We start from the raw sequence: 24,686 nt of genomic DNA on the forward strand, positions 1-24,686 counted from the left end.
CGCGAGATCAGTAGACGTCGCGGCGATAACGCCCGGCGTCGGCGAGTGCCGTCATCCGCGATGGACCAAGGATCTCGTTCAACGCCGCATCCACGCCCGGCGCCATGCCTTCCAGGCTGCCGCACACGTACAGGGCAGCGCCCTGGTCGACCCAGGCGCGCACCACCTCGGCGTTCGCGTGCAAGGCATCCTGCACGTAGCGCTGCGGGTGGCCGTCGCGCGAGAACACCAGGTCCAGCCGTTCCAGCACGCCGCGGCGCTGCCAGGCCTCCAGCTCGTCGCCGTGCAGGCGGTCGGCACCGGCATTGCGTTCGCCGAACAGCAGCCAATTGCGGGTCGCGCCCGCGGCTTCGCGTGCCTTCAGGTGCGCGCGCAGGCCGGCAAGCCCGGTGCCGTTGCCGATCAGGAGCATCGGTTGCGTGGCCGGTGGTGCATGGAAGTTCGGGTTGCTGCGCAGGCGCAGGTCGATGCCGTCGCCGACCATCGCGTGCCGGCACAGCCAGCCGCTGCCGATGCCGGGCGTGCCGTTGTCCTGGTGCATCAGTCGCACCAGCAGGTGCAGGCGGCCGTCGGCGGGAATCGAGGCGATCGAGTATTCGCGATGCGGCAGGACGTGCAGCGTGGCGGCCAGTCCGCGTGCATCCAGCCCCGATGCAGCGGCAGGCAATCGCGAGCGCGACAGCAACGCCGCAAGCGGCATGTCTTGGTCGTCGTGACGGACGATGCGATTGCCGTCGAGCGCGTGGCGTTCGAGGAATGCCGCGACGTCGCTGGCCGCATTGCGTGGCCCGATCTCGGCGATGTCGCCGGCCTGCCACGCGGATGCTGTGTCGTCCGGCGCCTGCAGTTCGATATGCCAGGCTTCGCCGCCCACGCTGCCCGGGTTGAGCAGGCGACGCGACGCCAGCGTCCAGCGCTCGTAACGCGGCGTGGTCCAGTCCGACTGGTCGGTGTGCCCACTCAGCACGCCGACGTGGTGTTGCCAGTGGCGCAGCGCGGCGGGGTCGGCATTGTCCACCTCCACGCGGTCGAACAGTGGCTGCGCGCCGTGCCGGTGCAGCCACTCGTCCAGCTCGCGGCCGAAGGCGCAGAACTGCTCGTACTCGCTGTCGCCCAGCGCCAGCACCGCATAGCGCGTGCGCGACAGGTCGGCCGGCTGCGCCATCACTCGCTTGACGAAGCCCATCGCGTGGTCGGGCGGATCGCCTTCGCCGGTGGTGCTGGCGATGAACAGGCAATGCGCATCGTGCAGTGCGTGCAGGTCGATGGCGTTGATGTCGTGCACGCTGGCCGCCTGGCCAGCATCGCGCAGCGCCTGTGCCGTGCGTTCGGCCAGTTCCAGCGCGAAGCCGGTCTGGCTGGCATGGATCACGCGCCACGGCGCCTGCCCATCCGTGTTGGCCACGATCCGCGGCATGCGCCCGCGCCACGCGATCCAGCCGCAGAACGCGGCATATGCGGCGAGTGCGACCCCGGCGATTACGCGCGGTTCCAGCAGCGGCGTCACTGCCGGCCACGACCGCGCCTGCAATCGCAACAGCCACCATGAGAGCAACAAGAGCGCCAATCCCACCAGCCACTGGCCGATGACGGAACCGTCGAATCGCGAGGTTCTGCTCATTGCGCGAGATGCACCCGGAACGCATCGGTCATGCGTTCGCGCAACTGGCCGTCGCCATCGCGGCCCAGGTAGCGCACGGCCAGTCCTTCGCGTTCGGCCAAGGCCATGCCGGCCGTCTCACCGAGTACGGTCAGGGCTGTCGCCCAGGCGTCGGCATGCATGGCATCGCGGGCGATGACGCTCACCGCGACCGCTGCGTGTTCGACCGGTGCACCACTGCGCGGATCGAGGGTGTGGGTGTAGCGGTGTTCTTCGCCGTGTTCGTCGCGGCGGGTGTAGTGGTGCCAGCGGTCGCCCGATGTCGCCACGGCAAGCCCGTCGAGGTCGAGCACGCACGGTTCCAGCGAATGATCGTCTTCCTCCGGGCCGGCCTCGACCAGCACCCGCCACGGCGAACCATCCGGCTTGCGTCCGACGCCGTGGAGTTCGCCACCGACCTCGACCAATGCATCGCCGATGCCGACCTCGCGCAGGTGTTCGGCCACGCGATCGGCGCCGAAGCCCTTGGCGATCGCAGAGAGATCGAGGCGCACGCCGCCGGGTTGCAGCAATTCGCCAGCGCGCAGTTGGATCCGGCGCCAACCGATGTTCCTGCGCACCAGCTCGCGTTCGTCCATCGATGGCATGTGATCAATCGCGGCATCGGCACCGAAGCCCCAGAGCCTGACCAGCGAACCCATGGTCGGATCGAATGCGCCGTCGCTGGCCTCGGCGATCTGCAAGGCGCAGGCCAGCACACGGTGGAACTCATCGGGAATGCGCTGCCACGTGCCGGCATCGGCGCGGTTGTACACGCTGATATCGGACGCGGGATCCCATGTGCTCATCTGCGCGACCACGCGATCCAGTTGCGCCTGGATGCCGGCATGCAGCGCATGCAGGTCGGTATTGCGCGCGGCAGCGAGCCGCACGCTCCAGGTCGTGCCCATGGTCTCGCCGCCGAGCGTGTGGAGCGATTCATGCCCCTCTCCCTTCGGGAGAGGGGTTGGGGTGAGGGTTCGGCAATGCGTTGGCATCAGCGGCTCATCGCACCCTCATCCGGCGCTCCGCGCCACCTTCTCCCGGAGGGAGAAGGACGTGCATGGTCACTGCGGCAGGACTTCGAACGTGCCGACGTAGCTCAGGCGGCGCTGCTTGGCCTGTGGCACGCTGGTCTTGCTGTCGGTGGTCGCGGTTTCCAGCCAGTACATGCCGGCTTCCGGCCAGGTCACGCTGAACTCGCCCTTGGCGTCGGTGGTGGCCTTGATCTCTTCCTGCGCGTTGCGATAGCGGGTGCCGCCGCGGACGATCTCGATCTCCAGGCCGGCCGCCGGCTGGCCGTCCACGACCAGGCGGAACGTTGCCGCTTCGCCCGCGAACAGATCGTTCGGGTGGGTGACCGGGACCAGTTCCAGACCCTTGCCGATCGTCGCGACGTCGCTCGGACTGCCATTGGTGGCGAAGGTCTCGACGCGGCCGATCCCCTCGGTCACCTGCACGTTGACGGCATCCTTCGGGATCTTGGTCGCCAGGTCTTCGGCGGTGGCATTGCGCAGCATGCCGCCGCGCGCCGCGCTGCCCATGCCGCCCGCGGCGGGAGCAGGCGCATCCTTCGCCGCCTTGGCCGCGGCCAGGCTTTCCGGCGTATCCCAGCGCGCGGAGACACCGGCGTTGACGTTGGCGATGCGGTAGGTGCCCTGCTGCTCCAGCTGCACGTCGAAGACACTGCGGTACTTGCCGGTTGCCGGGTTCTGCGGCTTCGATGTGGTGCCATCCGGCGCGGTGATCACGACGTTGTCCAAGCGCATCGGCACGTGGTCCGGAAAGTACAGCGTGTTGGACACGGCTGCGTCCACGGTGATCCACGGATCCTTGCCGGCGAGCACGGTGGACGAAGGCACCAGCCACTGCTTGTGCGCGATGGCGGAGAACGGGAGTGCGGCGGCAATGACGGCGGCGAGGATCGAGATGCGCTTCATGGGGTGTGCTCCGGGACGTGTGCGATTCAGGGCTTGGCGCTGAGGGTGACCAGGCCGAGTTCTTCCTTGCCCTGGGCCTTGCCGGTGGACGGCGACTTGCCCTTCCATTCGAAGGGGATCTTCAGCAGTTCGCGGCCGCCGACTTCGCGCGCGGCTTCGACCACGAGGGTGTACTTGCCGGCCGGCAGCTTGGCGAGTGACGGGTGCTTCTGGTCGAGCTTGAGCGCGTGCTTGCCGACCGGGCGGGTCGGTGCGGTGATGCCGTCGACCGGCACCTTCAGGCTGCGGCCGCTCTTGCGCCACCACTGGCGCAGGTCCGGCAACCACTTGGTGCCGTGGCCTTCCTTGCCTTCGGTCTGCTGGTACCAGACTGCCAGGTCGGCGACGGATTTCTGGCCGGCGTCTTCGACCCAGATCGCGACATACGGGCGGTGGTATTCGGCCGCGTTGATCCGCGGGACCTCGACATTGATCGACAGGTCGGCGGCCTGCGCCGCGGGCGCGACCAGCAGGGTGCCGAGGGCGATGGAAACGGAAACGCGCATGGATGTTCGCCTTGGAAATCGGGGGGAGATCAGCGGGAATTCAATGGATGAAGAGCAGCGCCAGCAACAATGGGATCAACAGGCCCAGCGCCACCAGCGGCCAGGTGGCACGACGCTGGCGGCCGTGCAGGTAGAGCAGGAACAGGCCGGTCGCGGTGAACACGATGGACGCCGCCGCGAACACGTCGATGAACCAGCTCCATGCGGTACCGGCATTGCGGCCCTTGTGCAGGTCGTTGAGGAAGGCCAGCGTGCCGCGTTCGGTGCGTTCGTACTCCAGCGCGCCGTCCGTGCGCTGGATGCTCAGCCAGGCATCCTTGCCCGGCCCCGGCATCGACAGGTAGAGCTCGTCTTCCGACCATTCCGCCTCGCGATCGCCCGCCACGATGCCGTGCTTGTCGCGCAGCCAGCCGCTCAGGCCGACCGGCAGCGGCGCGTTGCCCTCCACGCGCGCCGGCAGCGCCTTCAACAACGTCGCCGGCACGATGTCGTTGACCGTGACGACCTCTGGCTTGCCCTCGATCTGCGCGGCATGGTTGAGGGTGATGCCGGTGATCGAGAACAGCAGCATGCCCACCAGGCACACGGCGGCGCTGATCCAGTGCCACTGGTGCAGGATGCGCAGCCAGTAGCCGCGGCGCTGCTGCTGGGTCGAATGGGCAGGCGTGGGGGACAACGGCGGACTCGGTCGAGGGAAGCGGTTTCAGCGTGCCATTACATCACGAATGCGAATCACTCTCAATTGAGGGTGCGTCCGGTGCGGGCGCCATCCCGATCAGAAACGGATGTTCAGGCTCAGCCAGAGGTTCCGTGCCTTGTCCTTGTTGTTGTAGTCGTCCAGGTAGGTCGCGGTGTAGACCTGCGTGGTCGGGTTCTGGGTGAACACGGTCTGGAAACTGGTGAAGTCCTGGTCCAGCAGGTTGTTGATCCGCGCCGACAGCGACACCGCCTCGCTGAAGCGGTACTGCGCAGCCAGGTGCAGGACCTCGTAGTCCTGGTAGTAGTTCGGATTGCCGCTGGCATCGCGGCTGCCGCGATAGCGCCTGGAACGCGCTTCGCCGATCAGCTGCATGCTGAAGCGGTCGGTCGCGGTCCAGTCCAGGGTCGCGTTCGCCATGTGCCTGGCCGACTGCATCAGCGGCAGGCCACGGTCGGCGCCGCTGAGTTGCTCGCTGTCGGTGAAGGTGTAGTTGGCGCGCACGGTGAAGGCATCGGACAGCTGGTAGCGGCCCGCGACTTCCGCACCGTTGATCCGCGCTTCGCCGATATTGATCTTCTGCGAGTACGTGCCGTAGCCGAGCAACCCGTAGTCGCCAAGATTGACGCAGGGCCGAACGCCGTTGGTGACGTCGCAGGAGGCTACCGCTTCGCCGCTGTCGATCTTGTCCTCGAAGTCGTTGCGGAACAGGGTCACGTTGAAGTCGTGGCCGCCTTCGGACGCCCAGTACAGCGCAATCTCGCCGTTGACGCTGGTTTCCGGCTTGAGGTCCGGGTTGCCGACGAAGGGCGAGGTGCCCTGGCCGCCGAAGCCGGTGATGCCGTCATAGAGGTCGGTGGTCTTCGGCGTCTTGTAGCCGGTGCTCACACCGCCCTTGATCGTCCAGCCGCCCGCCATCTCGTAGACCGCGTACGCGCGCGGGCTGAGATGGCCACCGAAGCGGTTGTGGTCGTCGTGGCGCAGGCCCAGGGTGATGGTCAGCGGCTTGATCGGGTTCCAGTTGTCCTCGGCGAACAGGGACCACATTTCGTGCTCCTGCACGGTGCCGTTGCCGGTGCTGCCGCCTTCCATGCCGAACACGCCGTCCTCGAGTTCACCGTTGATCAGCTGGCCACCGACGATGAAGCGATGCTCGCCGGCCCATCCTTCGACCGGGATATCGAGCTTCGCATCCAGCGTGTACTGGCGGCTTTCCATGGTGCGCTTCGGGCGTGGCAGGAAGGTTTCGATCACCAGCGCCTGGCGCTGTGCGCGGGTCTGGCCTGCATACGCGCCGGTGGTGCAGGTCGCCGCGTTGTTGCAGTAGATATCGCGATGAAGCAGGCGCTCTTCCACGGTGAACGGCAGGGTGCGGCCGTGGTTGGCGGTATCGATCCACGCCAGCGAGACGAAGCTGTTGCCGAAGTCCCATTGGCCTTCATGGGTCAGCGACCACTGGTCGCGGGTGAAGCGCTGGTCCGCGGAATAGCCCACCTGCGGCGCCGCGCGCCAGATCCCGGCCAGGCCATCGACCGTGCCCAGCGGATACGTCTCCGTGCCGAGGTTGTTGATGTACGGCGTGTTGTCGTAGACCTGCCGCGAGATGTCGTAGTCGAACTGCATGCTCTGGAACTCGCCCGGCTTCCAACTGAGGGTGATGCCCGCGTTCTTGTTGGTGTTGTCCACGGTCTTGCCGCCGCCGCCGAAGCCCAGCGAGCGCTCGAAGGTGATGCCGTCCGGCGCGATGATCGTTTCGTATTCCGGCGTGGAGGAATCGCGGCGATACCAGGAGCCGCGGATGCCCAAGCCGAGCGTGTCCTTCGCGATCGGTCCCATCAGCGCGAAGTCCAGGCTGCTGTCGGTGCCGAAGTCGCTGTTTTCCTGCAGGTTGCGGCTGATCGTGGCCGAGCCGCGCCAGCGGTCCGATACCTTGCGGGTGATGATGTTGATCACGCCGCCCAGCGCGTCGGCGCCATACAGCGTCGACGCCGGACCGCGGATCACTTCGATCCGCTCGATCATGTCCAGCGGCGGGATGTGGTTGAACTGGTTGCCGCCGAAGGAATTCGGATAGATGTCTCCGTGGTTGTTCTGCCGCTTGCCGTCGATGAGGATCAGCGTGTAGTCCGCGCCCATGCCACGGATGCTGATGGTCTTCTGGCCGGTCTTGTCGGCGGTCTCGCCCACGTCCACGCCTTCAAGGTCGCGCACCGAGTCGATCAGGGTCATGTACGGGCGCTTGGCCAGCTCCTCGCGGCTGATCACGCTGATGCTGGCGGGCGCGGCGGTGATCTTCTGCTCGAAACCGGCGGCGGTGACTACCACCGAATCGAGGGTCTTGGCGTCGTCGTCGCTGGGTCCGGCCTGGGCGAGGGCGGGAGCCGCCGACAGCGTGGCGAACGCGATGGCGAGGGCGAGGGCGAGCGGCGCGCGGCGAAACGCGCCTGTGGTCCGAGGCGTGTTGGTCATCATCTTGGGGTCATTGGAAGCAGGAGGGCACGGGACAGGGCGCGTGGCGTGTCGATGCCGCGATGCATCGCGGCAGGCGCCGACGCGTGTGCGGAGCGGCCGGGCATCCAGAGGGCGAGGTCACGCAACAGAAGATCCCGGCAGCACGCCAACAGTGGCGGTGAACAGGGGATATTCTAAATGAGAACGTATCTCAAATGGAAACGATTTTCGTTCCGCTTGATCTGGGTCAGGTCTCGGCCCAGCGCCGCAGCAGGTTGTGGTACACGCCGGTCAGCTGGACCAGCGACGGATGCTCGGGCATGTCACGGGCCAGGGTGCGGATCGACACGTCCAGGTCGAACATCAGCCGGCGTTGGGCGTCTTCGCGCAGCAGGCTCTGGATCCAGAAGAACGAGGCCACCCGCGCGCCGCGCGTGACCGGCGTGACCCGGTGCAGGCTGGTGCCGGGATACAGCACCAGGTGGCCGGCCGGCAGCTTGACCTGCTGGGTGCCGTAGGTGTCCTCGATGATCAATTCACCGCCGTCGTAGTCTTCCGGTGCGCTGAGGAACAGCGTGGCCGACAGATCGGTGCGAATCGGATCCGCGCCACCACGGCTGCGGTCGTAACGCACCGCGTTGTCGACATGGAAGCCGAACGACTGCCCGCCCGCATAGCGGTTGAACAGCGGCGGGTAGATGCGCCGTGGCAGGGCAGCGGAGAAGAACGTGCTGTTGCGCGCCAGTGCGTCCAGCACCAGTGCGCCGAGCTCGCGCGCCTCTGCCGAATCTTCCGGCAGTTGCGCGTTGTCCTTGGCCTTCGAGGATTGATAGCCGGCGGTGACGCGGCCATCTGCCCAGGGCGCGGCATCCAGGCGCGCACGCGCATGCGCGACTTGCTCGGCGGTGAGGACATCGGGGATCTGCAGCAGCATGGTGGTGTTCCCGCAACGAAGGCGCCCCGTCCATTCTGCAATGGACGGGGCGCAGGCCCGCTTGATTTCGGTCAGGTCGACGCGATCAGAAGCGGTAGGCTGCGGTGAGGGTGGCCGAACGCGCGGCGCCCGGCGTGGCCCAGCCGTTGTTGCGGATGCGGGTGAAGTACTGCTCGTCGGACAGGTTGTCGATGTTCAATTGCAGGGACAGCTGCTTGTTGACCTGATAGCCGACCATCGCCCGATGGGTCACGTAGTCCGGCGCGATGTACAGCACGGCGGGCGTGGTGTTGGTCACCGGGTTGGTGGCCGGCAGGCTGTTGTTGTTGAGGTGGAACTCGCCCTGGTAGGTCACGCCGTAGCCGAAGGTCCAGCTGTTCAACTCGTAGGTGGTCCACAGGCTGGCCGAGTGTTTCGGCGTATTGGTCAGCGGATTGCCCTTGAGCGGATCCGGGAACGACGCACTGTTGGCGCAATTGACCCCATCCACGTTGACCGGCGTGGTGCCGGACAGGCCGATGTTCGGATGCGATGCGCAGTAGTCGGACACACCGCTGAGCACTTCGCTGTCCAGGTAGGTGTAGTTGGCGAAGATCGACCACTCGCGGGTGATATTGCCGGCGACGCCCAACGCCACGCCGTCGACGCGCGCCTGGCCATCGAGCTGCTGCAGGCCGGTGGGGTTGTTCGGGTTGGCGGGATCGGCCACCTTGTAGTTGGTGCGGTCGTTACGGAACACCGCCGCCGACAGCATCAGCCGATCATTCAATACGTTCCACTTGGTGCCCAGTTCGATGTTGACTGCGGTCTCCGGATCCACCGAGCAGGTGGCGACGGTGCACGCACCGTTCACCGAGGCCTTCGACGGCGTCTTGCTGTTGGCGTACGACAGGTAGACGGTGCCGCTTTCCACCGGCTTGAACACCAGGCCGGCGCGGTACGAGAACAGGTCGTCCTCGTTCTCGAACACGCTGCGCGTGGTGATCTGACCGATGTTGGCGCCGGTTCCCGACACCGTGCTGGCGACAGTGTTGCCCTCGTTGTTCTCGTATCGCGCGCCCAGGCTCAGTTCCCAGCGCGGGCCGAACTTGAGGGTGTCGAACACATACAGCGCGCGGTTCTCCAGTTCGCCTTCGGTCAGGCCGGTGCGGATGTAGTTGATCGGGCCCGCGTAGATGTTGTTCGGATCGTGCAGATCCATCAGCGGGTAGGTCGGGGTGGTGCCGTTGGCATTGCGCTGCACGTTGCCGCTGTCGAGCGAATACGTCTCGCTGGCCAGCGACACGCCGGCGACCAGCGCATGCTCCACCGCGCCGGTGGCGAAGCGCACGGTCAGGTCGCTTTGCAGCACGGCGAGTCCGTTGCGGGTATCGCGGCTGGTTCCGCGCGGGCCGCTGGGCAGGTAGGTGCCGGGACTGGTGCAGGTCGCGCCGGTGGCGGGATTGATGCCGTTGTCGAGGCACCAGGTGCCCTGGGTCGGGTTGACGATGCTCAACTGGTCGACGCGCTGCACGCGCGCGAGGGTGCTCAGGCTGGCCTTGTCGCTGAAGTCGTGATCGAGCACGCCGGTCAGGGTGGTGGCCTGGATGTCTTGGACATCGACGTTCGCGTAGCCGAAGTAGCTCTCGCGATCAACGCCCGGCAGCAGGCCGCCCTGGCTGGCGAAGTAGGGCAGGCCATATTCGGGGATGTTGTCGTCCTGCTGGTGCAGGACGTTGACGCTGAAGCGGGTGTCGGAGCCCAGCCCCATCACGAACGACGACGCGAAGCCCCAACGTTCGTACTGCTCGACGTCGCGATCGGGCACGTCGTTGCGGTGGGCCATCGCATTGAGCCGCAACGCCGCGCCATCGGACAGTTCGGTGTTGCTGTCGGCGGTCAGGCGGGCCATCCCGTCGGTGCCCACACCCAGGGTGAAGGCATTGTTGTTGCCGGCATGCGCGGTCTTGCTGACCAGGTTGATGTTGCCGCCCACCGAGCCCGCGCCGGACATCGCCGAGTTGGCGCCGTTCACCAGTTCCAGCGATTCCAGGTTGAAGTTGTCGCTGCGGGTGTACTGCGCGCTGTCGCGCACGCCGTCGACGGTGATGTCGTTGCTGGCGCTGAAGCCGCGCAGGTTGATGCTGTCACCGTAGCCGCCGCCGCCTTCGCCGGCCCCGAAGGTGATGCCGGGCAGCGTGCTGAGGACGTCGCGCAGGCCGATCAGGTTCTGCTGGTCCATCACCGTCTTGGTGACCACGGTGATCGTCTGCGGGATGTCGAGCAGCGGCTCGGTGTACTTGGTCGATGAGGGCTTGTCGAGGTGCTCGGCGATCACTTCCACCGAATCGAGGTCCTTCGGCTTCTGCTGCGGATCGGCGGTGATGGCGGGATCGGCAACGGCGGCCGTTTCGATGGCGGGATCGCTGGCAATCGCCGGGCTGGACAACGCCAGGGCCAGGGCCAGGGTCAGCGTTGAGCGGGTCGCGAGCAGGGCGCGCGAACGGGTGTTCGACATGGGGGGCCTCGTTGCAGGGCGTGCGGCGCTTGGCTGGCCGCTTCAGGACGCCATGCTAATGAGACCCATTTTCAAATACAAACGATTATCAGGCGTCTTCGCGATCGTCCCGGGTAAAAACCACCCCATCGGTGTTGCGAACCGGGAACTTGGCCACCGGCTCGTAGGCCGGCGCGCATAGCGCGCGGCCGTCGCGGACATCGAACCGGGCCCCATGCAGCACGCACTCCACGCTGCCCTCGGCGGCATCGAAATGGCCGGCGGACAACTCGAAATCCTCATGCGAGCAGCGATCCTCGAGTGCGTACAGCGTGCCGTCGAGGTTGAACACCGCGATCGGCGCCTGGGTGACCTCATCGAACACGACCTTCATCTCGCCGGGCAGCAGCTCGGCGGTGGTGCAGACGTAGGTCCAGACCGTCTCCCTCACGCCGTCGCTTCCTGCAGTGACTTTTCCAGCACCTCGAAACGCAGGTCGTCGCGCTGCGGCTGGCCGAAGCGGTCGTCGCCGTACGGGAAGGGCTTGAGGATGCCGGTGCGGCGGTAGCCACGACGCTCGTAGAACGCGATCAGGCTGTCGCGGATATCGATCACGGTCATCCGCATCGCCGGCAGCCGCCATTCCTCGCGGGCGATGCGTTCGCATTCGGCCAGCACCTGCTTGCCGATGCCGCTGCCCTGCAGGCCGGGTGCGACCGAGAACATGCCGAAGTAGCCGGCACCATCCTCTTCGCTCACGTGCGCGCACGCCAGCAATTGCCCGTCCTGTTCCGCCAACAGCACGCGACTGCCTGGCCGTTCGATGTCGCTACGCAGGACATCCGGGTCGATGCGGTTGCCCTCGAGGAAATCCGCTTCGGTGGTCCAGCCGGCGCGGCTGCTGTCGCCGCGATAGGCGGACGTGACCAAGGCGACGATGGCGTCGAGGTCGGCAGTGGTGGCGGCGCGGAAGTGCAGGTCAGTCATTGGGTGGGTTCATCCGAACATGTAGCGGGCATAGGGCCAGGCCATCAGCAGCAGGACCAGCGCGAGCAGCGGGAGCACGATCCACAGCAACGCCTTCAGCGCCTTGCCGGCGCGACCCTGCAACGATTCGGTGCGGTCGTTCAGGCGTTCGATGCGTTCCACCTGCGCCTTGAACGCGGCGATGTGCTCGCGTTGCAGGGCCAGCGATTCGCGTTGCTGGTCGCGGATCTCGCGCAGCAGTTGCGCGATCTGCGGGTCGTTGTCCATCGCGGCCTCCGTGTCGGCCAGAGTCTAGCCGAGCAGGCGGCGGACCTTGCGCAGCGCGGCGACGAAGGCGTCGATCTCGTCGTGCGTGTTGTAGAACGCCAGCGAGGCGCGGCAGGTCGCGGCTACGCCGAACCACTGCAGCAGCGGATGCGCGCAATGCTGGCCGGAGCGCACCGCAACGCCTTCGAGGTCGAGCAAGGTGGCGAGGTCATGCGCATGCGCGCCCTCGACCACGAAACTGATCACCGCCGCCTTGTCCTTCGCCTCGCCGAAGATGCGCAGGCCATCGACCTTGTGCAGTTCCTCGGTGGCATGCGCCAGCAGTTCGCCTTCGCGCGCCGCGACATGGTCCATGCCCAATGTGGACAGGTAGTCCACCGCCGCGCCCAGGCCGACGAAGCCGGCGATGTTGGGCGTGCCGGCCTCGAACTTGTGCGGTGCGTCGTTGAACACGGTGCCGTCGAAGCGGACTTCCCGGATCATCTCGCCGCCGCCGAGGAACGGCGGCATCGCCTGCAGGTGTTCGCGCCGCGCCCACAGCGCGCCGGTACCGGTCGGCCCGCACATCTTGTGGCCGGTGATCGCGTAGAAATCGCAGCCGATCGCGGGGATGTCCACGGTCATGTGCGGCGCGGCCTGCGAGCCGTCGACGACGGTGACGATGCCGCGCTTGCGCGCCTCGCGGCAGATCGCGGCGACCGGATTCACCGTGCCCAGCACATTGCTGACATGGGCGATGGCGAGCAGCTTCACGTCTGGCGTCATCGCGGTCTGCAGCGCGTCGAGGTCGAGCGACCCATCCGGCAACAACTCGGCGACCTTGATCGTCGCACCGGTGCGCTGTGCGACCAGTTGCCACGGCACGATGTTGGCGTGGTGCTCCATCCGGGTGACCAGGATCGCGTCGCCTGCCTTGAGCCGCGGCAGCGCCCACGAGTAGGCGACCAGGTTGATCGCGAAGGTGGTGCCGCTGCACAGCACCAGGTCGTCGCGCTGCACGTTGAGGAACGCGGCCAGCTTGCGACGCGCGCCTTCGTAGGCCTCGGTGGCTTCGCTGCCCAGGGTGTGCACCGCGCGGCTGACGTTGGCGTTGTGGCGACGATAGAAGTCGTCGGTCGCCTCGATCACCGCTGCCGGCTTCTGCCCGGTGTTGGCGGAGTCGAGGTACACCAGCGGCTTGCCATGCACCTGGCGCGTGAGCAGCGGGAAGTCATTGCGCACGCGTGCCCAGTCGATGGGCAATGTCGCATCCATGTTCATGCGCCCAGCCGTGCCAATGCGCGTTCCAGCGCGTCCTCGCACAGTGCGCGCGTCGCGGCATCCTCGATGCCGGCCACGATCTCGCGGCAGAACGCGCCGGTCAGCAAGGCGCGCGCCTCGGCTTCGCCCAGCCCGCGCGAGCGCAGGTAGAACAGCGCATTGGCATCCAGTTGGCCGACGGTCGCGCCGTGCGCGGCCTTCACTTCATCGGCATGGATTTCCAGCACCGGCTGGGTGTCGATCTCGGCGTTGGCCGAGAGCAGCAGGTTCTTGTTCGACAGGTTGGCTTCGCTGCCGTCGGCGCCGGCGCGGATCTCGATACCGCCATGGAACACGACGCGGCCACGTTGCCCGGCGATGCCGCGCCAGCCCAGCGTGCAGGTGGTGTCGCGGGCGATGTGTTCGATGCCGAGGCGGGTGTCGACATGGCGGCGGCCATCGGCCAGCAGCACCCCATCGGCCTGCAGGTTCGCCTTGTCGCCTTCCAGGCGCACGTTGAGTTCGTGTCGCGACAATGCACCGCCGAGTTCGAGGTCGGTGCGGCGGTAGTCGGCCTCGCGGGCGAGCACGGCATCGGTGCGCGCGAACAGACTGGTGCCTGCGGCGGCGGCCTGCAGGCGCACATGCGCGAGCCGCGCGCGCTGGCCCAGATGCACGTGGCCGACATGGTTGGCCAGGCCGCGGTCTTCGCCCAATGCGAGGTGATGCTCGACCAGCGACAGCGATGCGTCGTTGCGCAGGTCGATGAGGTGCCGCAGGTGCACGCCGATGTCGCCGCTGGTGGCGACGAAGACCAGGTGCAGTGTCGCATCGATGGCACGGTCGACGCGGATCACTGCGCCTTCCTCGGCCAGCGCCGCATTGGTCACCGCAAAGACTTGATCAGCCCCGGCATAGCGGCGCTGCAGGACGTTGGCATCGCGGGCCGTACCTTCGTGCAGCACGCGCGACAGCGGCAAGGCTTCGATGCCTTCGGGCAATCCGTCGAGCACGCTGCTGCCGGCATCGAAGCGCCCATCGACGAAGACCATGCGCGGCGACGGGATCGCCTTGGTCAATGCGGCCAGTGCTTCCGCATCGACCGTTGCGATTGCAGGCGGCGCAACGAACGCGCGGCGTTCAAGCGCACGCACCGAGGTGTACTTCCAGGCTTCGCTGCGCGGCCCGGGCAGGCCATCGCGCAGCGCGCTGTCCAAGGCATTGCGGCGGCTCTCGCCAAGGCCGGCGGCATCGCGCGCGGCAAGCGCGTCGAACGCGGTCGCGAACGAATCCAGCAACGCGCTCATCAGGCGGCCTGCCCCGGCGCCTTGCGGCCTTCCAGCCAGGCGTAGCCGTGTTCTTCCAGTTCCAGCGCCAGTTCCGGGCCGCCGCTTTCGACGATGCGGCCATCGGCCAGCACATGCACCACGTCCGGCTTGATGTAGTCGAGCAAGCGCTGGTAGTGGGTGATGACCAGGAACGCGCGATCGGGCGACCGCAGCGCGTTGACGCCATCGGCCACGGACTTCAGTGCATCGATGTCCAGGCCGGAATCCGTCTCGTCCAGGATCGCCAGCTTCGGTTCCAGCAGGGCAAGCTGGAAGATCTCGTTGCGCTTCTTCTCGCCGCCGGAAAACCCTTCATTCACACCACGATGGAGCAGTTCGTCCTTCAGGTGCAGCACCGCAAGCTTCTCGCGCACCTTCTTCAGGAACTGCATCGAGTCCAGTTCGCTCTCGCCGCGTGCCTTGCGCTGCGCATTCGCAGCCGCGCGCAGGAAATAGGTGTTGTTCACGCCGGGGATCTCGACCGGGTACTGGAACGCCAGGAACACGCCGGCGGCGGCGCGTTCTTCCGGCGCCAGTTCCAGCAGCGGCTTGCCGTCGAATTCGATGCTGCCGTCAGTGACCTCGTAGCCCTCGCGTCCCGCCAGGATGTTGCCCAACGTGGACTTGCCAGCACCGTTCGGTCCCATGATGGCGTGCACTTCGCCCGCCTTCACGTCCAGCGAGAGGCCCTTGAGGATCTCCTTGCCGGCGACGGTGGCGTGGAGGTTATCGATCTTCAGCATGGTAGTTCCCGGGTTCCTTCAGCAGGGAGCGGTCGCAATGCGTGTTCCGTTCCACGTCTTCGATGTAGGTGCGCAACTGCAGCGTGCGCTCCCTGGTCAATCTGGTTTTCTCGCCGTAGAAGAGCAGCGGGTGCATCGAGCCGTACACGATCCGTTCGTCCTCGCCCGGGCCGACCGGGAAGCGCGCGGCCAGCTCGGCATCGCGGAAGCGGATCCATTGGCGCTGGGCATCCTTCAGCTTGCCGACGAACACCGGGTTGCCGGCGCTGCATGCCATGACATCGCGATACATGACATTGAGCGCCTTGTCCGCCGCAGCGAAATCGTCGAGGGCGCACATGTTCATCTCGCTCTGCGATCCGTCCGGATTGCAGCGAAGTTCATCACCGGCGGCCGCATGGCCGGCGACCAGCAACAACAGCAGCAGTGCCAGGGTTTTCATCCCACCGATCCCTCCAGGCTCACGTCCAGCAACTTCTTCGCTTCCACCGCGAATTCCATCGGCAGTTCGCGGAACACCGACTTGCAGAAGCCGTCGACGATCAGGCTGACCGCGTCTTCCTGGCCGATGCCGCGGCTGCGGCAATAGAACAACTGGTCGTCGCTGATCTTCGACGTCGTCGCTTCGTGCTCGACGGTCGCGGTCGGGTTCTTCACCTCGATGTAGGGGAAGGTATGCGCGCCGCATTGCTTGCCGATCAGCAGCGAGTCGCATTGGGTGTGGTTGCGCGCGCCATCCGCGCCCGCCGCCACTTTCACCAGCCCGCGGTAACTATTCTGCCCGCGCCCCGCGCTGATGCCCTTGCTGACGATCTTCGACTTGGTGCGCTTGCCGACGTGGATCATCTTGGTGCCGGTGTCGGCCTGCTGGCGATGGTGGGTCAGCGCGACCGAATGGAATTCGCCGACGCTGTCGTCGCCCAGCAGCACGCAGCTCGGGTATTTCCAGGTGATTGCCGAACCAGTTTCCACCTGCGTCCACGTGACCTTGCTGCGCGCACCACGGCATTCCGCGCGCTTGGTGACGAAGTTGTAGATGCCGCCCTTGCCGTTCTCGTCGCCGGGATACCAGTTCTGCATGGTGCTGTACTTGATCTCGGCATCGTCCAGCGCGACCAGTTCGACCACCGCCGCATGCAACTGGTTGTCGTCGCGCATCGGCGCGGTGCAGCCTTCCAGGTAGGAAACGTAGGCGGATTCCTCGCAGACGATCAGGGTGCGCTCGAACTGGCCGGTGTTGATCGCGTTGATGCGGAAGTAGGTGCTCAGTTCCATAGGGCAACGCACGCCCTTGGGGATGAACACGAAGCTGCCGTCGGAAAACACCGCCGAGTTCAGCGCGGCGAAATAGTTGTCGCCGACCGGCACCACGCTTCCCAGGTATTTCCGCACCAGCTCGGGATAGTCGTGGATCGCTTCCGACATCGAGCAGAACACGATGCCCTTCTCGGCGAGTTCCTTGCGGAAGCTGGTGCCAACGCTGACCGAGTCGAACACCACGTCCACCGCCACGCCGGCCAGCTTCGCCCGCTCGTGCAGCGGCACGCCGAGTTTCTCGTAGGTGTCGAGCAATTCCTGCGGCACGTCGGCGAGCGATGCGTACTTCGGGCCCTTCGGCGCGCTGTAGTAACTCAGCGACTGCAGGTCGATCGGATCGATCGCCAGCTTCGCCCAATGCGGCACCGGCATGGTCAGGAACTGCCGGTAGGCGGCCAGCCGCCACTCCGTCATCCACTCGGGCTCGTCCTTGCGCGCGGACAGCGCACGGATGATGTCCTCGGACAGGCCGGGCGGCAGGGAGTCCGATTCGATCTCGGTGACGAAGCCGGCGTCGTACTTGCGGCCCAGGCGCGCGTGGATCTGCGCGTTTTCCTGCGGGGCGTCGGGGGTTTCGATGATGGCGGTCTGGCGGGTCATCGGATTGCTCATGCGTTCGCGAGGCGGGCGGCGATCGCCTTGCGGGTGTTCGGGGGCCGGGCAGGGCGGAGCATCTCCGCCAGGCTGATGCCGCGCAGGGCGTCGGCGACGACGTCGTTGATCCGCCGCCAGTTGGCGCGCACGCCGCAGGATTGCTCGATGCCGCACTGGCCGTCGTGCAGGCTGCACTCGGTCATGCCCAGCGGGCCTTCCATCGCCTCGACGATCTCGACCAGGCTGATCGCGCTGGCATCGCGGGCCAGCCGGTAGCCGCCGTTTGCACCACGGAAGCCTTCCACCAGACCTGCCTGGGCCAGCGGCTTCAGCACCTTGGCCACGGTCGGCGCTTCCAGGCCGGCGTGTTCGGCCAGGTCGGGGGCGCTGAGCACCTCGCCCGGCCGCGCGGCGAGCACGGTCAGGATCAGGGTGGCGTAGTCGGTGAGCTTGGTGACGCGGAGCATGGCGGGGGCGGCTCGAAAACGTACCGGAATTGTACGGTTTCGGGCGGCCGCAGCCAAGCGCGGGCCCGTGGTCAGCGCAGGAGATGGTCGATCCAGCCAGAGACGGCGCGGGTGTAAGCCGATGGCTGACCCAAGGTGCGATTGATGTCGCCGTGGTCGAGCGGCTCGGATTGCACCGCCATCGAGACGCCCAGCGCCTGGCCGCGCGCCGCGAACTTGCGGGCTTCGTCGCAGGGCGAGGTCGGGAAGCGACGCTCGCTGGCGCAGACCAGCAGCATCGGCAACCCGTTGCGGGCCAGCTGCTGCTGCGGTGAGACCGACCGCCAGTACGCGGGATCGGCACCGAACGCCTCGTGGTAGAGCTTCGGCACCCGGCGCTGGCCCATCAGTGCGGGCACGTCCAGCGCGCCGCTGTCCAGCGAGACGATGCCACGCGCCGGCGTTGCCCCGGCCTGGATCAGCATCCGCGGGTCCGCGCCGAGCAGGGCAACCAGGTGTGCGCCGGCGGAATGCCCCATCAGCACCACGCGGGTGCGGTCGAGCTGCCATTCGCCGGCACGTCGCTGCACGGTCGCGACCGCGCGGGCGATGTCGCGCGCCTGCTCCAGCGGCATCGTCTCCGGGAGCATCCGGTAGTTGCTGGAGACCACGGCATAACCCTTCGGCAACCAGTGCGCGAGCTTGTCGGCCAGTCCGGGATTGGTCTTGTCGCCGTTGGCCCAGCCGCCGCCGTGCACGTAGAACACGACAGGCGCGCGAGAGGCGTTGGCGGGCAGGTACAGGTCGAACCTTTGCGCCGGGTCCGGGCCGTAGGCGATGTTGCGGATGGCGGTGCCACCCGCCGGCACGGCAACCGGACGTTCCTGGCGGCTGGCCTCGCGCGCCTGCTGCATGCGCTCACGCAGCCCTTGCGCCCCTGCCTGCGGCAACCAGCTGATGGCGATGCCGGCAAGCAGGAGCGCGGCGATGGCACTGCGTTTCATCGGGGGCATCCGTTCGGGGGATGCCAGGACAACGCCGAACCCGCGCGATGCGTTGACACGCTGCAGCGCGTGTCGCTTGCGTGGATGTCAGCCTGCAGCAACCGGCGCGGCCGTGGCCGCCGGCGGCGCGGGTGGTAGCACCAGTTGCAGGTAGGGCGCGGGCGGAGTCTTGCCGGGCGGCAGGTAGTCCGGGGCCTTGCTGCCACCCGGACCCAACGAACGAATGAGGCGGTACAACGCGCGACGATCATCTTCGCTCATCGCGCGCAACGCGAAGTCCGGCATGATCGGGCGGGTGTGCAGCTTGGCGGTGTAGTCCAGCCAGCCGGCTTCGTCCATCTCGGCGGCCTTGATGCGCAGGTTCGCGGCGTAGGTGGTGCCCCACGGCCCGGAGAACCCCACCGGCGAACCGACCAGCCACTGGTCGCGCGGCACGTCGCCACCGCGCTCGCCATAGGCCGGCGTGTGACAGTCGTTGCAGCCGGAGATCCGCACCAGATAGTCGCCGCGTGCCAGCAACTCGGCGTCGCGATCGATGCTGGCGATCGCCGGGCTGGTGCTTGCGGGTGTCGGCGCGGCGGGCGCGGTGCACGCCGACAGCGCCAGGCATGCGGTCGCGATGCAGGTCGGCATGGCAAGGAGGCGTGGCATCCTGTGGTCCTGCGGCGGTGTCCGCAAGGCAAACGGTCGAGGGCGCGCAAACCCGTCAGTGCGGTGACGTGGTCGCCTGCGTGCCCCACAATGCAGGCCCCGACCCGCAGCGCCGTCCGATGCCGAAGAAGATCGTCACCCGCAAGTCCGCCATCCACGGCAACGGCATGTTCGCCGTCGCCCAGATCAAGAAGGGCGAGCGCCTGATCGAGTACAAGGGCCGGCGGCGCACCCACGAGGACGTGGATGCCGGCGATAGCGGCGATGCCGACAGCGGCCATACCTTCCTGTTCACGCTGAACGAGGATTGGGTGATCGACGGTGGCCTCGAGGGCAACGATGCGCGCTGGATCAACCACAGCTGCGCGCCGAACTGCGAGGCGATCCTGGACGAGAACGAGGACGACCCGAAGCAGTCGCGGGTGTTCATCGAATCGATCCGCGCGATCAAGCCGGGCGAGGAACTGACCTACGACTACGGCATCACCCTGGCCGAACGCCACACCCCGCGGCTGAAGAAGATCTGGGCCTGCCGCTGCGGCGCGAAGGACTGCACCGGGACGATGCTGCGGCCGAAGCGCTGAGGTTTTTTGCTCGTCGTTCCTGCGAAGGCAGGAACCCAGTGTCTTTGCTATCTGGGCTTGAAGTCACTGGATCCCTGCCTTCGCAGGGATGACGGCGAAACTGCGATGCCTCGCACCTGACGAAGGTTTACATGACTTGTGCCAGTCGGTAACGGTTAACGATCCCGTTACCTTGCGCGTCATCGCAGCCGTGCTGCCCGCCCGTGATGTCCATGCGCCTGTCCCGTCCCAAGACCTCCCTGCTCTCGCTTGCCGTGCTGGCGGCGTTGTCCTCGCCCGCGCTTGCCCAGGTCAAGGTCGATGGCGTGATCGATCCCGCCGAATGGCAGGGCGCGCGCCATGTCACCGACTTCAGGATGGTGCAGCCGTTCACCCAGTCCTCCACCCGGCATCCCACCGAGGCCTGGATCCTGGCCACACCGGACGGATTGGCGGTCGCCTTCCGCAACAGCAAGATCGCGGGCGTGGAAACCCCACGCCAGCGCAGCGCGCGCGATCAGGACGTGGCCATCGACCGGGTCAACGTGATGCTGGATTTCGACGGCGATGGTCGCAGCGGCTACGATTTCACCCTGACCGCCAGCGACAGCATCCAGGACTCCACCATCACCAGCGGCGGCAACTTCAGCAGCGACTGGGACGGTAGCTGGCAGCACGCGGTGGTCGATGGCGATGGCGAATGGACGGCGGAGTTGCTGATCCCGTGGCACACCGCGCCGATGAAGAAGGCCACTGGCGACAAGCGCACCGTCGCGATCTACCTGGACCGGGTGGTCGGCAGCGTCGGGGAGCGCATGGCCTGGCCGGCGGTCACGTTCGAACGCCCGCAGTTCCTCAACCAGTTCGAGAAGATCGAGATCCCGGTCTACTCGCAGTCGCTGCTCGCGGTGACGCCCTACGTGGTCGGCCTGCACGACCTGGTCTCCCGCGACAACCAGTTCGATGCCGGCGCCGACATCTTCTGGAAGCCGAACAGCCAGTTCCAGCTGACCGCGACGATCAACCCGGATTTCGGCCAGGTCGAGAGCGATTCGCTGGTGGTCAACTTCGGCGCGCAGGAAACCTTCTTCAGCGACAAGCGCCCGTTCTTCACCGAGAACCAGGGTTTCTTCGACTTCGGCCTGCTGTTCGACAACAGCCAGTTGCTTTACACGCGGCGCATCGGCGCGGCATCGGACGATTGCTTCGTGCCGGGCGCGACCTGCAGCGGCCCGGCCGACATCACCGGCGCGATCAAGTTCAACGGCAGCATCGGCGCGACCCAGTACGGTGCGTTCCTGGCCGACGAGGGCGGCGATGGCGGCCGCCGCTTCAGCGCGCTGCGCCTGCAGCGTGCGTTCGGCGCGCACAACCTCGGCGCGATGCTGACCAATGTCGACCGGCCGTTGCTGGATCGAAGCGCGAACGTGCTCGGCTTCGATCATCGCTGGCAGCCCGATCCCAGCTTGACGGTCTCCAGCACGCTGGTGGGCAGCGACATCGAACAGGCCGGCCAGCACACCCGCGACGTCGCCTTCACCAGCATCGCCCAGAAGACCTTCGCCAAGGGCTGGAGCCTCACCGGCCTGCTGATCCACTACGGCGAGGACTTCGAGGTCAACGATGCCGGCTACCTGGGCCGCAACGACCTCAACTACGCGCAGCTCGAGGTCGGCAAGCGCATCACCGAGCTGCCGGCGGATTCCGCGTGGTCATCGCACAACCTGCGCTTCCGCATCGAGGGCATGCAGAACAACGACGGCCTGTGGCTGCAGCGGCAGTTCCGCTTCAACGGCAACAGCCAGCGCCGCGGCGGCGGCAACCTCAACTGGAACCTGCAACTGCGCACCGCCGCCTTCGACGACGAGATCACCCGCGGCCACGGGCCGATGCGGGTGCGCAACGGCGGCAATGGCTTCATCGGCCGCAACTTCCCGCGGCGCGGCAACTGGGAGTTCGGGGTGGAGGGCAGCATCGGCGTGGCCAGCGGCCTGCGCCAGGACACGCCGTATGCCTGGAGCGCGTCGGTCAGCAGCACCTACTACATCAACGATGCGCTCAACATCGAGTTGTGGATGGGCCACGTGATGGACCAGGAACAACTCATCTGGCAAGGCAATGAACTCGGCCCCGGTTACGAGAACGTGGTCGCCGGTTTCCACATGAACCGCTACGACCTCAGCGCCAGCCTCAACTGGAACATCGGTACGCGGCAGGAATTGCGGGTGAAGCTGGAAGCGCTGGGCTTCGATGCCGACGACCCCATCGCATGGCGGCTCGGCGCGGACGGCCGCGGCGTGGTGAGCAACGATCCGGTGCAGCCCTTCAGCCTGCGCAACATGGGCTTCCAGGTGCGCTACCGCTACGAGCTCGCGCCGCTGTCGAACCTGTATGTCGTCTACGGACGCGGCGGCTTCGGCTACGACCCGTACTCCGCCGGTGCCTTCGACCAGTTCAACGATGCCTTCAGCCTGCGCAATGACGAACAACTCGTCGTGAAGCTGGCCTACCGCTTCGAGCTGTAGCGATCAGTCTTCGCCTTCGTGCGGCCAGCTGATGCCCAGCTCGCCGACGATCATGTCCTTGACGGCATTGGCCCACTTCGGGTCGTCGCTGCGGAAGGTGGCGTCGCCCTGCGGCAACGCGTTGTCGTCCGCGCCGGTGCGGGCAGTGAGGGTGACGCGGCGGAACAAGGGGGTGCCGACCGCGTTGGACAGCTTGCCGCCGTGCCAGTCCTGCACGGTGCCGCCGTAGTCCCAGGCCAGGCCGTAGAAACTCACCGGTGCTCCGTTGAGCTTGACCAGTTCGGCCAGGGTCATGCCTGGACGTAGCCCGGTGGCGTCATGCCACTTCGACTCCGTGCCGGTCACGCGCAATTCCTGGATCGGCGCATCCTTGTTGTCGGCATCCAGCAGCAATTCCAGTCGCTTGGCTGGGTCATCGGGAAATGCGACCAATACCGGATAGGTGCCCATGCCTTCGGCGCCGTCGAAGGTTTCCTCGCGCAGGTTCGCCTTGCCGAAGCGCGCTTCCAGTTGCGCCTGCGTAGTCAGCGGGCCGAGGTCGCCCGGCAGTTCCCAGTTCTCGACGACCGGTGTCGCGGTGCCCGCCTCCAACGGCGCAGGTACTTCGGCGGCGGGCGTTGCCACCGGCGCGGGCTTGGCGGCCGGTGGTGCGGGAGTGGGGGCTGGCGCGGGCGAGCACGCGGCGACCAGCAGCATCGCGCTGACGGCCAGCAGCGTGTGCCTCATTGCGCGTCCATGCCCGGATTGCCGGTGTCGCCGCCATTGGCAGGCACGGCGGACTCCGGGGGCGGCATCGGCATGGTTTCCGGTTCCGGTGGCTCCGGCGTGGCGGTCTGCGGCATGCCATCGATGTCGGTCGCTGCTTCGCCATCGACCGGCACGATGTCCGCGGGAACGTCGAGTTCGTCCACCGGCGGCACATCGACCGGCTGGCCCGGATTGGGCGTGGATTCGCCGGGGTTGGGCATGCCGGTCACCGAGCCGCTGACGGCATCGGGCTTTGGCAGGCCGTCTTCGCCGGTTGCGCCGCTGGTGCCCGGGGCGGTGTCCTTGCCGCAGCCGGCAAGCAGCAGGGCGGCCAGCGTGGCGATGATCGGAAGGCGTGTGCGATGCATGTCAGTCCAGTCGGATGGTGATCAGGCCGGGATCGATGTCGACCCGTTCGATGCGCCGCGAGGCCATGCGGCCCACGGTGCTGTCGTCGAGGCGGTATACCGGTTCCTCGCGCGCATAGTCCAGCAGCCAGCTGTTGAGCATGTTGCGTGCGCTGTCGTTCATCACCCCGCCCAGCGCGGGTACGTCCACCGCGACGATCTCCGGCTGGTCCATGTGCAGGCCGCGGGTGCCGGGATCGAAGCGCAGCCCGCTTTCCACGCTGAAATGGCCGGACGGCGTACGCGCGCTGCCGGGGCCGCCCATGCCGATGTCGAACTCCAGGTGCAGTCGACCGCCGGGCGGCAGGCTCAGGCGCGGGTTCATCAGGCTGAAGTTGAGCAGCCCACCGAGCTTCTTGTAGTCGCGCGGGAACTTGCGATCCAGTTGCGCCTGCAACTGCGGCGCGGAGAAGGTGATGTCGCGGCCCAGCAGCACGGACGTGCCCAGGCTGGAGCAGGCCGCCAGCGATGCGGCAAGCAGGAGCGCAAGGAGCGGAAGGAATCTGCGCATGGCGATCTCGGCGGTGACGGAACCTGCATCCTCGGCGCCGGCGGTGAACGCCGGGTTAGCGGGGCTGCGGCGACGCGTTCAAGTGTGCCGGTTTCGGGTCGCGCAGGCGAGGGTGCGGATTGACCGCACCTTCGGTGGTGTAGATGCCGTAATGCAGGTGCGGCGGGGTGGTGCGCGCGTTGCCGGTATTGCCGACCGTGCCCAGCACCTCACCTGTGCGCAATCGCTGCCATACATGCAGTCCGGGCGCCCAGTCGTCGAGATGGGCGTAGTAGTGGCGTTCGCCGCCGGGCCCCAATACCCAGGCATGTTTGCCGCCGATTCCGTAATCGCCGATCCGCAGCACGATGCCATCGGTCGCGCTCACCACCGGCGTGCCACGCTCGGCGAAGATGTCGGTGCCTTCGTGCTTGCGTCCGCCATCGCGTGCGCCGCCCCACGTATCGGCGATGCCTCGCACCCGCACGCCATCGACCGGCACCGCGACCTCGGATGCCGGCGGCATTCGCCATAAACGGAACAACTCCGGCAGTGCACGCGGCACCGGCGATGCGCGCCACCACAGGCCGAGCGCAATCGCGACGACGACCAGGAACCAGAGACTCGGGATCCAGCGGCGGCGGGCGCGACGGGCGGCATGCGGAGCGGGCATGCCACCAGCATCGCGAAGGCGGG

General features: G+C 66.9%; 25 protein-coding genes. 2 read left to right on the forward strand and 23 right to left on the reverse strand.

Annotated elements, in window-relative coordinates:
* Positions 1-7 precede the first annotated feature (7 nt).
* The 19 genes from ACE3T8_RS10445 to ACE3T8_RS10535 form a co-directional block, all read right to left on the reverse strand.
* Entirely contained in the window at positions 8-1,621 is a 1,614-nt protein-coding gene (locus ACE3T8_RS10445; RefSeq protein WP_374609128.1) for a sulfite reductase subunit alpha, read from the reverse strand.
* On the reverse strand, positions 1,618-2,550 hold the full coding sequence (locus ACE3T8_RS10450) for an FAD:protein FMN transferase (RefSeq protein WP_374609129.1): 933 nt from the start codon (positions 2,548-2,550) through the stop codon (positions 1,618-1,620). The genes ACE3T8_RS10445 and ACE3T8_RS10450 overlap by 4 nt, the downstream gene beginning before the upstream one ends.
* A 156-nt stretch (positions 2,551-2,706) precedes the next feature.
* On the reverse strand, positions 2,707-3,579 hold the full coding sequence (locus tag ACE3T8_RS10455; protein ID WP_374609130.1) for a DUF4198 domain-containing protein: 873 nt from the start codon (positions 3,577-3,579) through the stop codon (positions 2,707-2,709).
* Positions 3,580-3,605: 26 nt separating this feature from the next.
* The gene (locus ACE3T8_RS10460) at positions 3,606-4,124 is read right to left on the reverse strand and encodes a DUF2271 domain-containing protein (protein ID WP_374609131.1); all 519 of its coding nucleotides are present in this window, start codon (positions 4,122-4,124) and stop codon (positions 3,606-3,608) included.
* A 40-nt stretch (positions 4,125-4,164) separates the two neighbouring features.
* Positions 4,165-4,800, reverse strand: a complete 636-nt coding sequence (locus ACE3T8_RS10465; RefSeq protein ID WP_374609132.1) for a PepSY-associated TM helix domain-containing protein — start codon at positions 4,798-4,800, stop codon at positions 4,165-4,167.
* 99 nt (positions 4,801-4,899) lie between these two features.
* Positions 4,900-7,290 (reverse strand): TonB-dependent receptor domain-containing protein, encoded by a 2,391-nt coding sequence (locus ACE3T8_RS10470; RefSeq protein WP_374609133.1) that lies wholly within the window; start codon positions 7,288-7,290, stop codon positions 4,900-4,902.
* 229 nt (positions 7,291-7,519) lie between these two features.
* Positions 7,520-8,206 carry a Fe2+-dependent dioxygenase gene (locus tag ACE3T8_RS10475; RefSeq protein ID WP_374609134.1) on the reverse strand — a complete coding sequence of 229 codons (687 nt, stop codon included), beginning with the start codon at positions 8,204-8,206 and terminating at the stop codon, positions 7,520-7,522.
* 85 nt (positions 8,207-8,291) lie between these two features.
* Positions 8,292-10,703 (reverse strand): TonB-dependent receptor, encoded by a 2,412-nt coding sequence (locus tag ACE3T8_RS10480; protein WP_374609135.1) that lies wholly within the window; start codon positions 10,701-10,703, stop codon positions 8,292-8,294.
* An 88-nt stretch (positions 10,704-10,791) separates the two neighbouring features.
* Positions 10,792-11,133, reverse strand: coding sequence for a non-heme iron oxygenase ferredoxin subunit (locus ACE3T8_RS10485; protein WP_374609136.1), 342 nt, complete (start codon positions 11,131-11,133; stop codon positions 10,792-10,794).
* Entirely contained in the window at positions 11,130-11,669 is a 540-nt protein-coding gene (locus tag ACE3T8_RS10490; RefSeq protein ID WP_374609137.1) for a GNAT family N-acetyltransferase, read from the reverse strand. The genes ACE3T8_RS10485 and ACE3T8_RS10490 overlap by 4 nt, the downstream gene beginning before the upstream one ends.
* 9 nt (positions 11,670-11,678) lie before the next feature.
* Positions 11,679-11,936, reverse strand: a complete 258-nt coding sequence (locus tag ACE3T8_RS10495; protein ID WP_374609138.1) for a hypothetical protein — start codon at positions 11,934-11,936, stop codon at positions 11,679-11,681.
* Between the two features lie 24 nt (positions 11,937-11,960).
* On the reverse strand, positions 11,961-13,196 hold the full coding sequence (locus tag ACE3T8_RS10500; protein WP_374609139.1) for a cysteine desulfurase: 1,236 nt from the start codon (positions 13,194-13,196) through the stop codon (positions 11,961-11,963).
* The gene (sufD, locus tag ACE3T8_RS10505) at positions 13,193-14,482 is read right to left on the reverse strand and encodes a Fe-S cluster assembly protein SufD (RefSeq protein WP_374609140.1); all 1,290 of its coding nucleotides are present in this window, start codon (positions 14,480-14,482) and stop codon (positions 13,193-13,195) included. The genes ACE3T8_RS10500 and sufD overlap by 4 nt, the downstream gene beginning before the upstream one ends.
* Positions 14,482-15,246, reverse strand: a complete 765-nt coding sequence (gene sufC / locus ACE3T8_RS10510; RefSeq protein WP_374609141.1) for a Fe-S cluster assembly ATPase SufC — start codon at positions 15,244-15,246, stop codon at positions 14,482-14,484. The genes sufD and sufC overlap by 1 nt, the downstream gene beginning before the upstream one ends.
* Positions 15,230-15,688 carry a lysozyme inhibitor LprI family protein gene (locus ACE3T8_RS10515; protein WP_374609142.1) on the reverse strand — a complete coding sequence of 153 codons (459 nt, stop codon included), beginning with the start codon at positions 15,686-15,688 and terminating at the stop codon, positions 15,230-15,232. Before ACE3T8_RS10515 ends, sufC begins: the two co-directional genes overlap by 17 nt.
* Positions 15,685-17,142 carry a Fe-S cluster assembly protein SufB gene (gene sufB / locus ACE3T8_RS10520; protein ID WP_374609156.1) on the reverse strand — a complete coding sequence of 486 codons (1,458 nt, stop codon included), beginning with the start codon at positions 17,140-17,142 and terminating at the stop codon, positions 15,685-15,687. Before sufB ends, ACE3T8_RS10515 begins: the two co-directional genes overlap by 4 nt.
* A 29-nt stretch (positions 17,143-17,171) precedes the next feature.
* Entirely contained in the window at positions 17,172-17,624 is a 453-nt protein-coding gene (locus ACE3T8_RS10525; protein WP_374609143.1) for an SUF system Fe-S cluster assembly regulator, read from the reverse strand.
* Between the two features lie 71 nt (positions 17,625-17,695).
* Positions 17,696-18,607 (reverse strand): alpha/beta hydrolase, encoded by a 912-nt coding sequence (locus tag ACE3T8_RS10530; RefSeq protein WP_374609144.1) that lies wholly within the window; start codon positions 18,605-18,607, stop codon positions 17,696-17,698.
* An 87-nt stretch (positions 18,608-18,694) separates the two neighbouring features.
* Positions 18,695-19,258 carry a cytochrome C gene (locus ACE3T8_RS10535; protein WP_374609145.1) on the reverse strand — a complete coding sequence of 188 codons (564 nt, stop codon included), beginning with the start codon at positions 19,256-19,258 and terminating at the stop codon, positions 18,695-18,697.
* A 119-nt stretch (positions 19,259-19,377) separates the two neighbouring features.
* Here ACE3T8_RS10535 and ACE3T8_RS10540 point away from each other — a divergent pair, with 119 nt between their 5' ends.
* Both ACE3T8_RS10540 and ACE3T8_RS10545 read left to right on the forward strand, forming a co-directional pair.
* The gene (locus tag ACE3T8_RS10540; protein WP_374609146.1) at positions 19,378-19,842 is read left to right on the forward strand and encodes an SET domain-containing protein; all 465 of its coding nucleotides are present in this window, start codon (positions 19,378-19,380) and stop codon (positions 19,840-19,842) included.
* A 212-nt stretch (positions 19,843-20,054) separates the two neighbouring features.
* A complete protein-coding gene (locus ACE3T8_RS10545; RefSeq protein WP_374609147.1) occupies positions 20,055-22,346 on the forward strand; it encodes a DUF5916 domain-containing protein in 2,292 nt (763 codons plus the stop codon).
* Between the two features lie 3 nt (positions 22,347-22,349).
* On the opposite strand, the gene ACE3T8_RS10550 is transcribed toward ACE3T8_RS10545, so the two are convergent.
* From ACE3T8_RS10550 to ACE3T8_RS10565, 4 genes are read right to left on the reverse strand one after another with little or no spacing between them, the layout of a single operon-like run.
* The gene (locus tag ACE3T8_RS10550) at positions 22,350-23,072 is read right to left on the reverse strand and encodes a hypothetical protein (protein ID WP_374609148.1); all 723 of its coding nucleotides are present in this window, start codon (positions 23,070-23,072) and stop codon (positions 22,350-22,352) included.
* The gene (locus ACE3T8_RS10555) at positions 23,069-23,461 is read right to left on the reverse strand and encodes a hypothetical protein (protein WP_374609149.1); all 393 of its coding nucleotides are present in this window, start codon (positions 23,459-23,461) and stop codon (positions 23,069-23,071) included. The genes ACE3T8_RS10550 and ACE3T8_RS10555 overlap by 4 nt, the downstream gene beginning before the upstream one ends.
* A 1-nt stretch (position 23,462) precedes the next feature.
* Positions 23,463-24,011 carry a hypothetical protein gene (locus ACE3T8_RS10560; protein WP_374609150.1) on the reverse strand — a complete coding sequence of 183 codons (549 nt, stop codon included), beginning with the start codon at positions 24,009-24,011 and terminating at the stop codon, positions 23,463-23,465.
* 55 nt (positions 24,012-24,066) lie between these two features.
* Positions 24,067-24,663: a M23 family metallopeptidase gene (locus ACE3T8_RS10565; protein WP_374609151.1), complete on the reverse strand. Its 597-nt coding sequence runs from the start codon at positions 24,661-24,663 to the stop codon at positions 24,067-24,069.
* Positions 24,664-24,686: the final 23 nt, after the last annotated feature.

It is taken from the genome of Thermomonas sp., assembly GCF_041919455.1.
GTDB lineage: Bacteria > Pseudomonadota > Gammaproteobacteria > Xanthomonadales > Xanthomonadaceae > Thermomonas.

What these genes read in the sequence shown, in the direction of transcription:
- ACE3T8_RS10565 (WP_374609151.1), bottom strand. Translation starts at nt 24,663, where the DNA reads ATGCCCGCTCCGCATGCCGCCCGTCGCGCCCGCCGCCGCTGGATCCCG.
- ACE3T8_RS10460 (WP_374609131.1), bottom strand. Translation starts at nt 4,124, where the DNA reads ATGCGCGTTTCCGTTTCCATCGCCCTCGGCACCCTGCTGGTCGCGCCC.
- ACE3T8_RS10500 (WP_374609139.1), bottom strand. Translation starts at nt 13,196, where the DNA reads ATGAACATGGATGCGACATTGCCCATCGACTGGGCACGCGTGCGCAAT.
- ACE3T8_RS10555 (WP_374609149.1), bottom strand. Translation starts at nt 23,461, where the DNA reads ATGCATCGCACACGCCTTCCGATCATCGCCACGCTGGCCGCCCTGCTG.
- ACE3T8_RS10540 (WP_374609146.1), top strand. Translation starts at nt 19,378, where the DNA reads ATGCCGAAGAAGATCGTCACCCGCAAGTCCGCCATCCACGGCAACGGC.
- ACE3T8_RS10445 (WP_374609128.1), bottom strand. Translation starts at nt 1,621, where the DNA reads ATGAGCAGAACCTCGCGATTCGACGGTTCCGTCATCGGCCAGTGGCTG.
- ACE3T8_RS10450 (WP_374609129.1), bottom strand. Translation starts at nt 2,550, where the DNA reads ATGGGCACGACCTGGAGCGTGCGGCTCGCTGCCGCGCGCAATACCGAC.
- ACE3T8_RS10455 (WP_374609130.1), bottom strand. Translation starts at nt 3,579, where the DNA reads ATGAAGCGCATCTCGATCCTCGCCGCCGTCATTGCCGCCGCACTCCCG.
- ACE3T8_RS10470 (WP_374609133.1), bottom strand. Translation starts at nt 7,290, where the DNA reads ATGACCAACACGCCTCGGACCACAGGCGCGTTTCGCCGCGCGCCGCTC.
- ACE3T8_RS10515 (WP_374609142.1), bottom strand. Translation starts at nt 15,688, where the DNA reads ATGAAAACCCTGGCACTGCTGCTGTTGTTGCTGGTCGCCGGCCATGCG.
- ACE3T8_RS10490 (WP_374609137.1), bottom strand. Translation starts at nt 11,669, where the DNA reads ATGACTGACCTGCACTTCCGCGCCGCCACCACTGCCGACCTCGACGCC.
- ACE3T8_RS10550 (WP_374609148.1), bottom strand. Translation starts at nt 23,072, where the DNA reads ATGAGGCACACGCTGCTGGCCGTCAGCGCGATGCTGCTGGTCGCCGCG.
- ACE3T8_RS10545 (WP_374609147.1), top strand. Translation starts at nt 20,055, where the DNA reads ATGCGCCTGTCCCGTCCCAAGACCTCCCTGCTCTCGCTTGCCGTGCTG.
- sufD (WP_374609140.1), bottom strand. Translation starts at nt 14,482, where the DNA reads ATGAGCGCGTTGCTGGATTCGTTCGCGACCGCGTTCGACGCGCTTGCC.
- sufC (WP_374609141.1), bottom strand. Translation starts at nt 15,246, where the DNA reads ATGCTGAAGATCGATAACCTCCACGCCACCGTCGCCGGCAAGGAGATC.
- ACE3T8_RS10535 (WP_374609145.1), bottom strand. Translation starts at nt 19,258, where the DNA reads ATGCCACGCCTCCTTGCCATGCCGACCTGCATCGCGACCGCATGCCTG.
- ACE3T8_RS10560 (WP_374609150.1), bottom strand. Translation starts at nt 24,011, where the DNA reads ATGCGCAGATTCCTTCCGCTCCTTGCGCTCCTGCTTGCCGCATCGCTG.
- ACE3T8_RS10475 (WP_374609134.1), bottom strand. Translation starts at nt 8,206, where the DNA reads ATGCTGCTGCAGATCCCCGATGTCCTCACCGCCGAGCAAGTCGCGCAT.
- ACE3T8_RS10525 (WP_374609143.1), bottom strand. Translation starts at nt 17,624, where the DNA reads ATGCTCCGCGTCACCAAGCTCACCGACTACGCCACCCTGATCCTGACC.
- ACE3T8_RS10495 (WP_374609138.1), bottom strand. Translation starts at nt 11,936, where the DNA reads ATGGACAACGACCCGCAGATCGCGCAACTGCTGCGCGAGATCCGCGAC.
- ACE3T8_RS10480 (WP_374609135.1), bottom strand. Translation starts at nt 10,703, where the DNA reads ATGTCGAACACCCGTTCGCGCGCCCTGCTCGCGACCCGCTCAACGCTG.
- ACE3T8_RS10530 (WP_374609144.1), bottom strand. Translation starts at nt 18,607, where the DNA reads ATGAAACGCAGTGCCATCGCCGCGCTCCTGCTTGCCGGCATCGCCATC.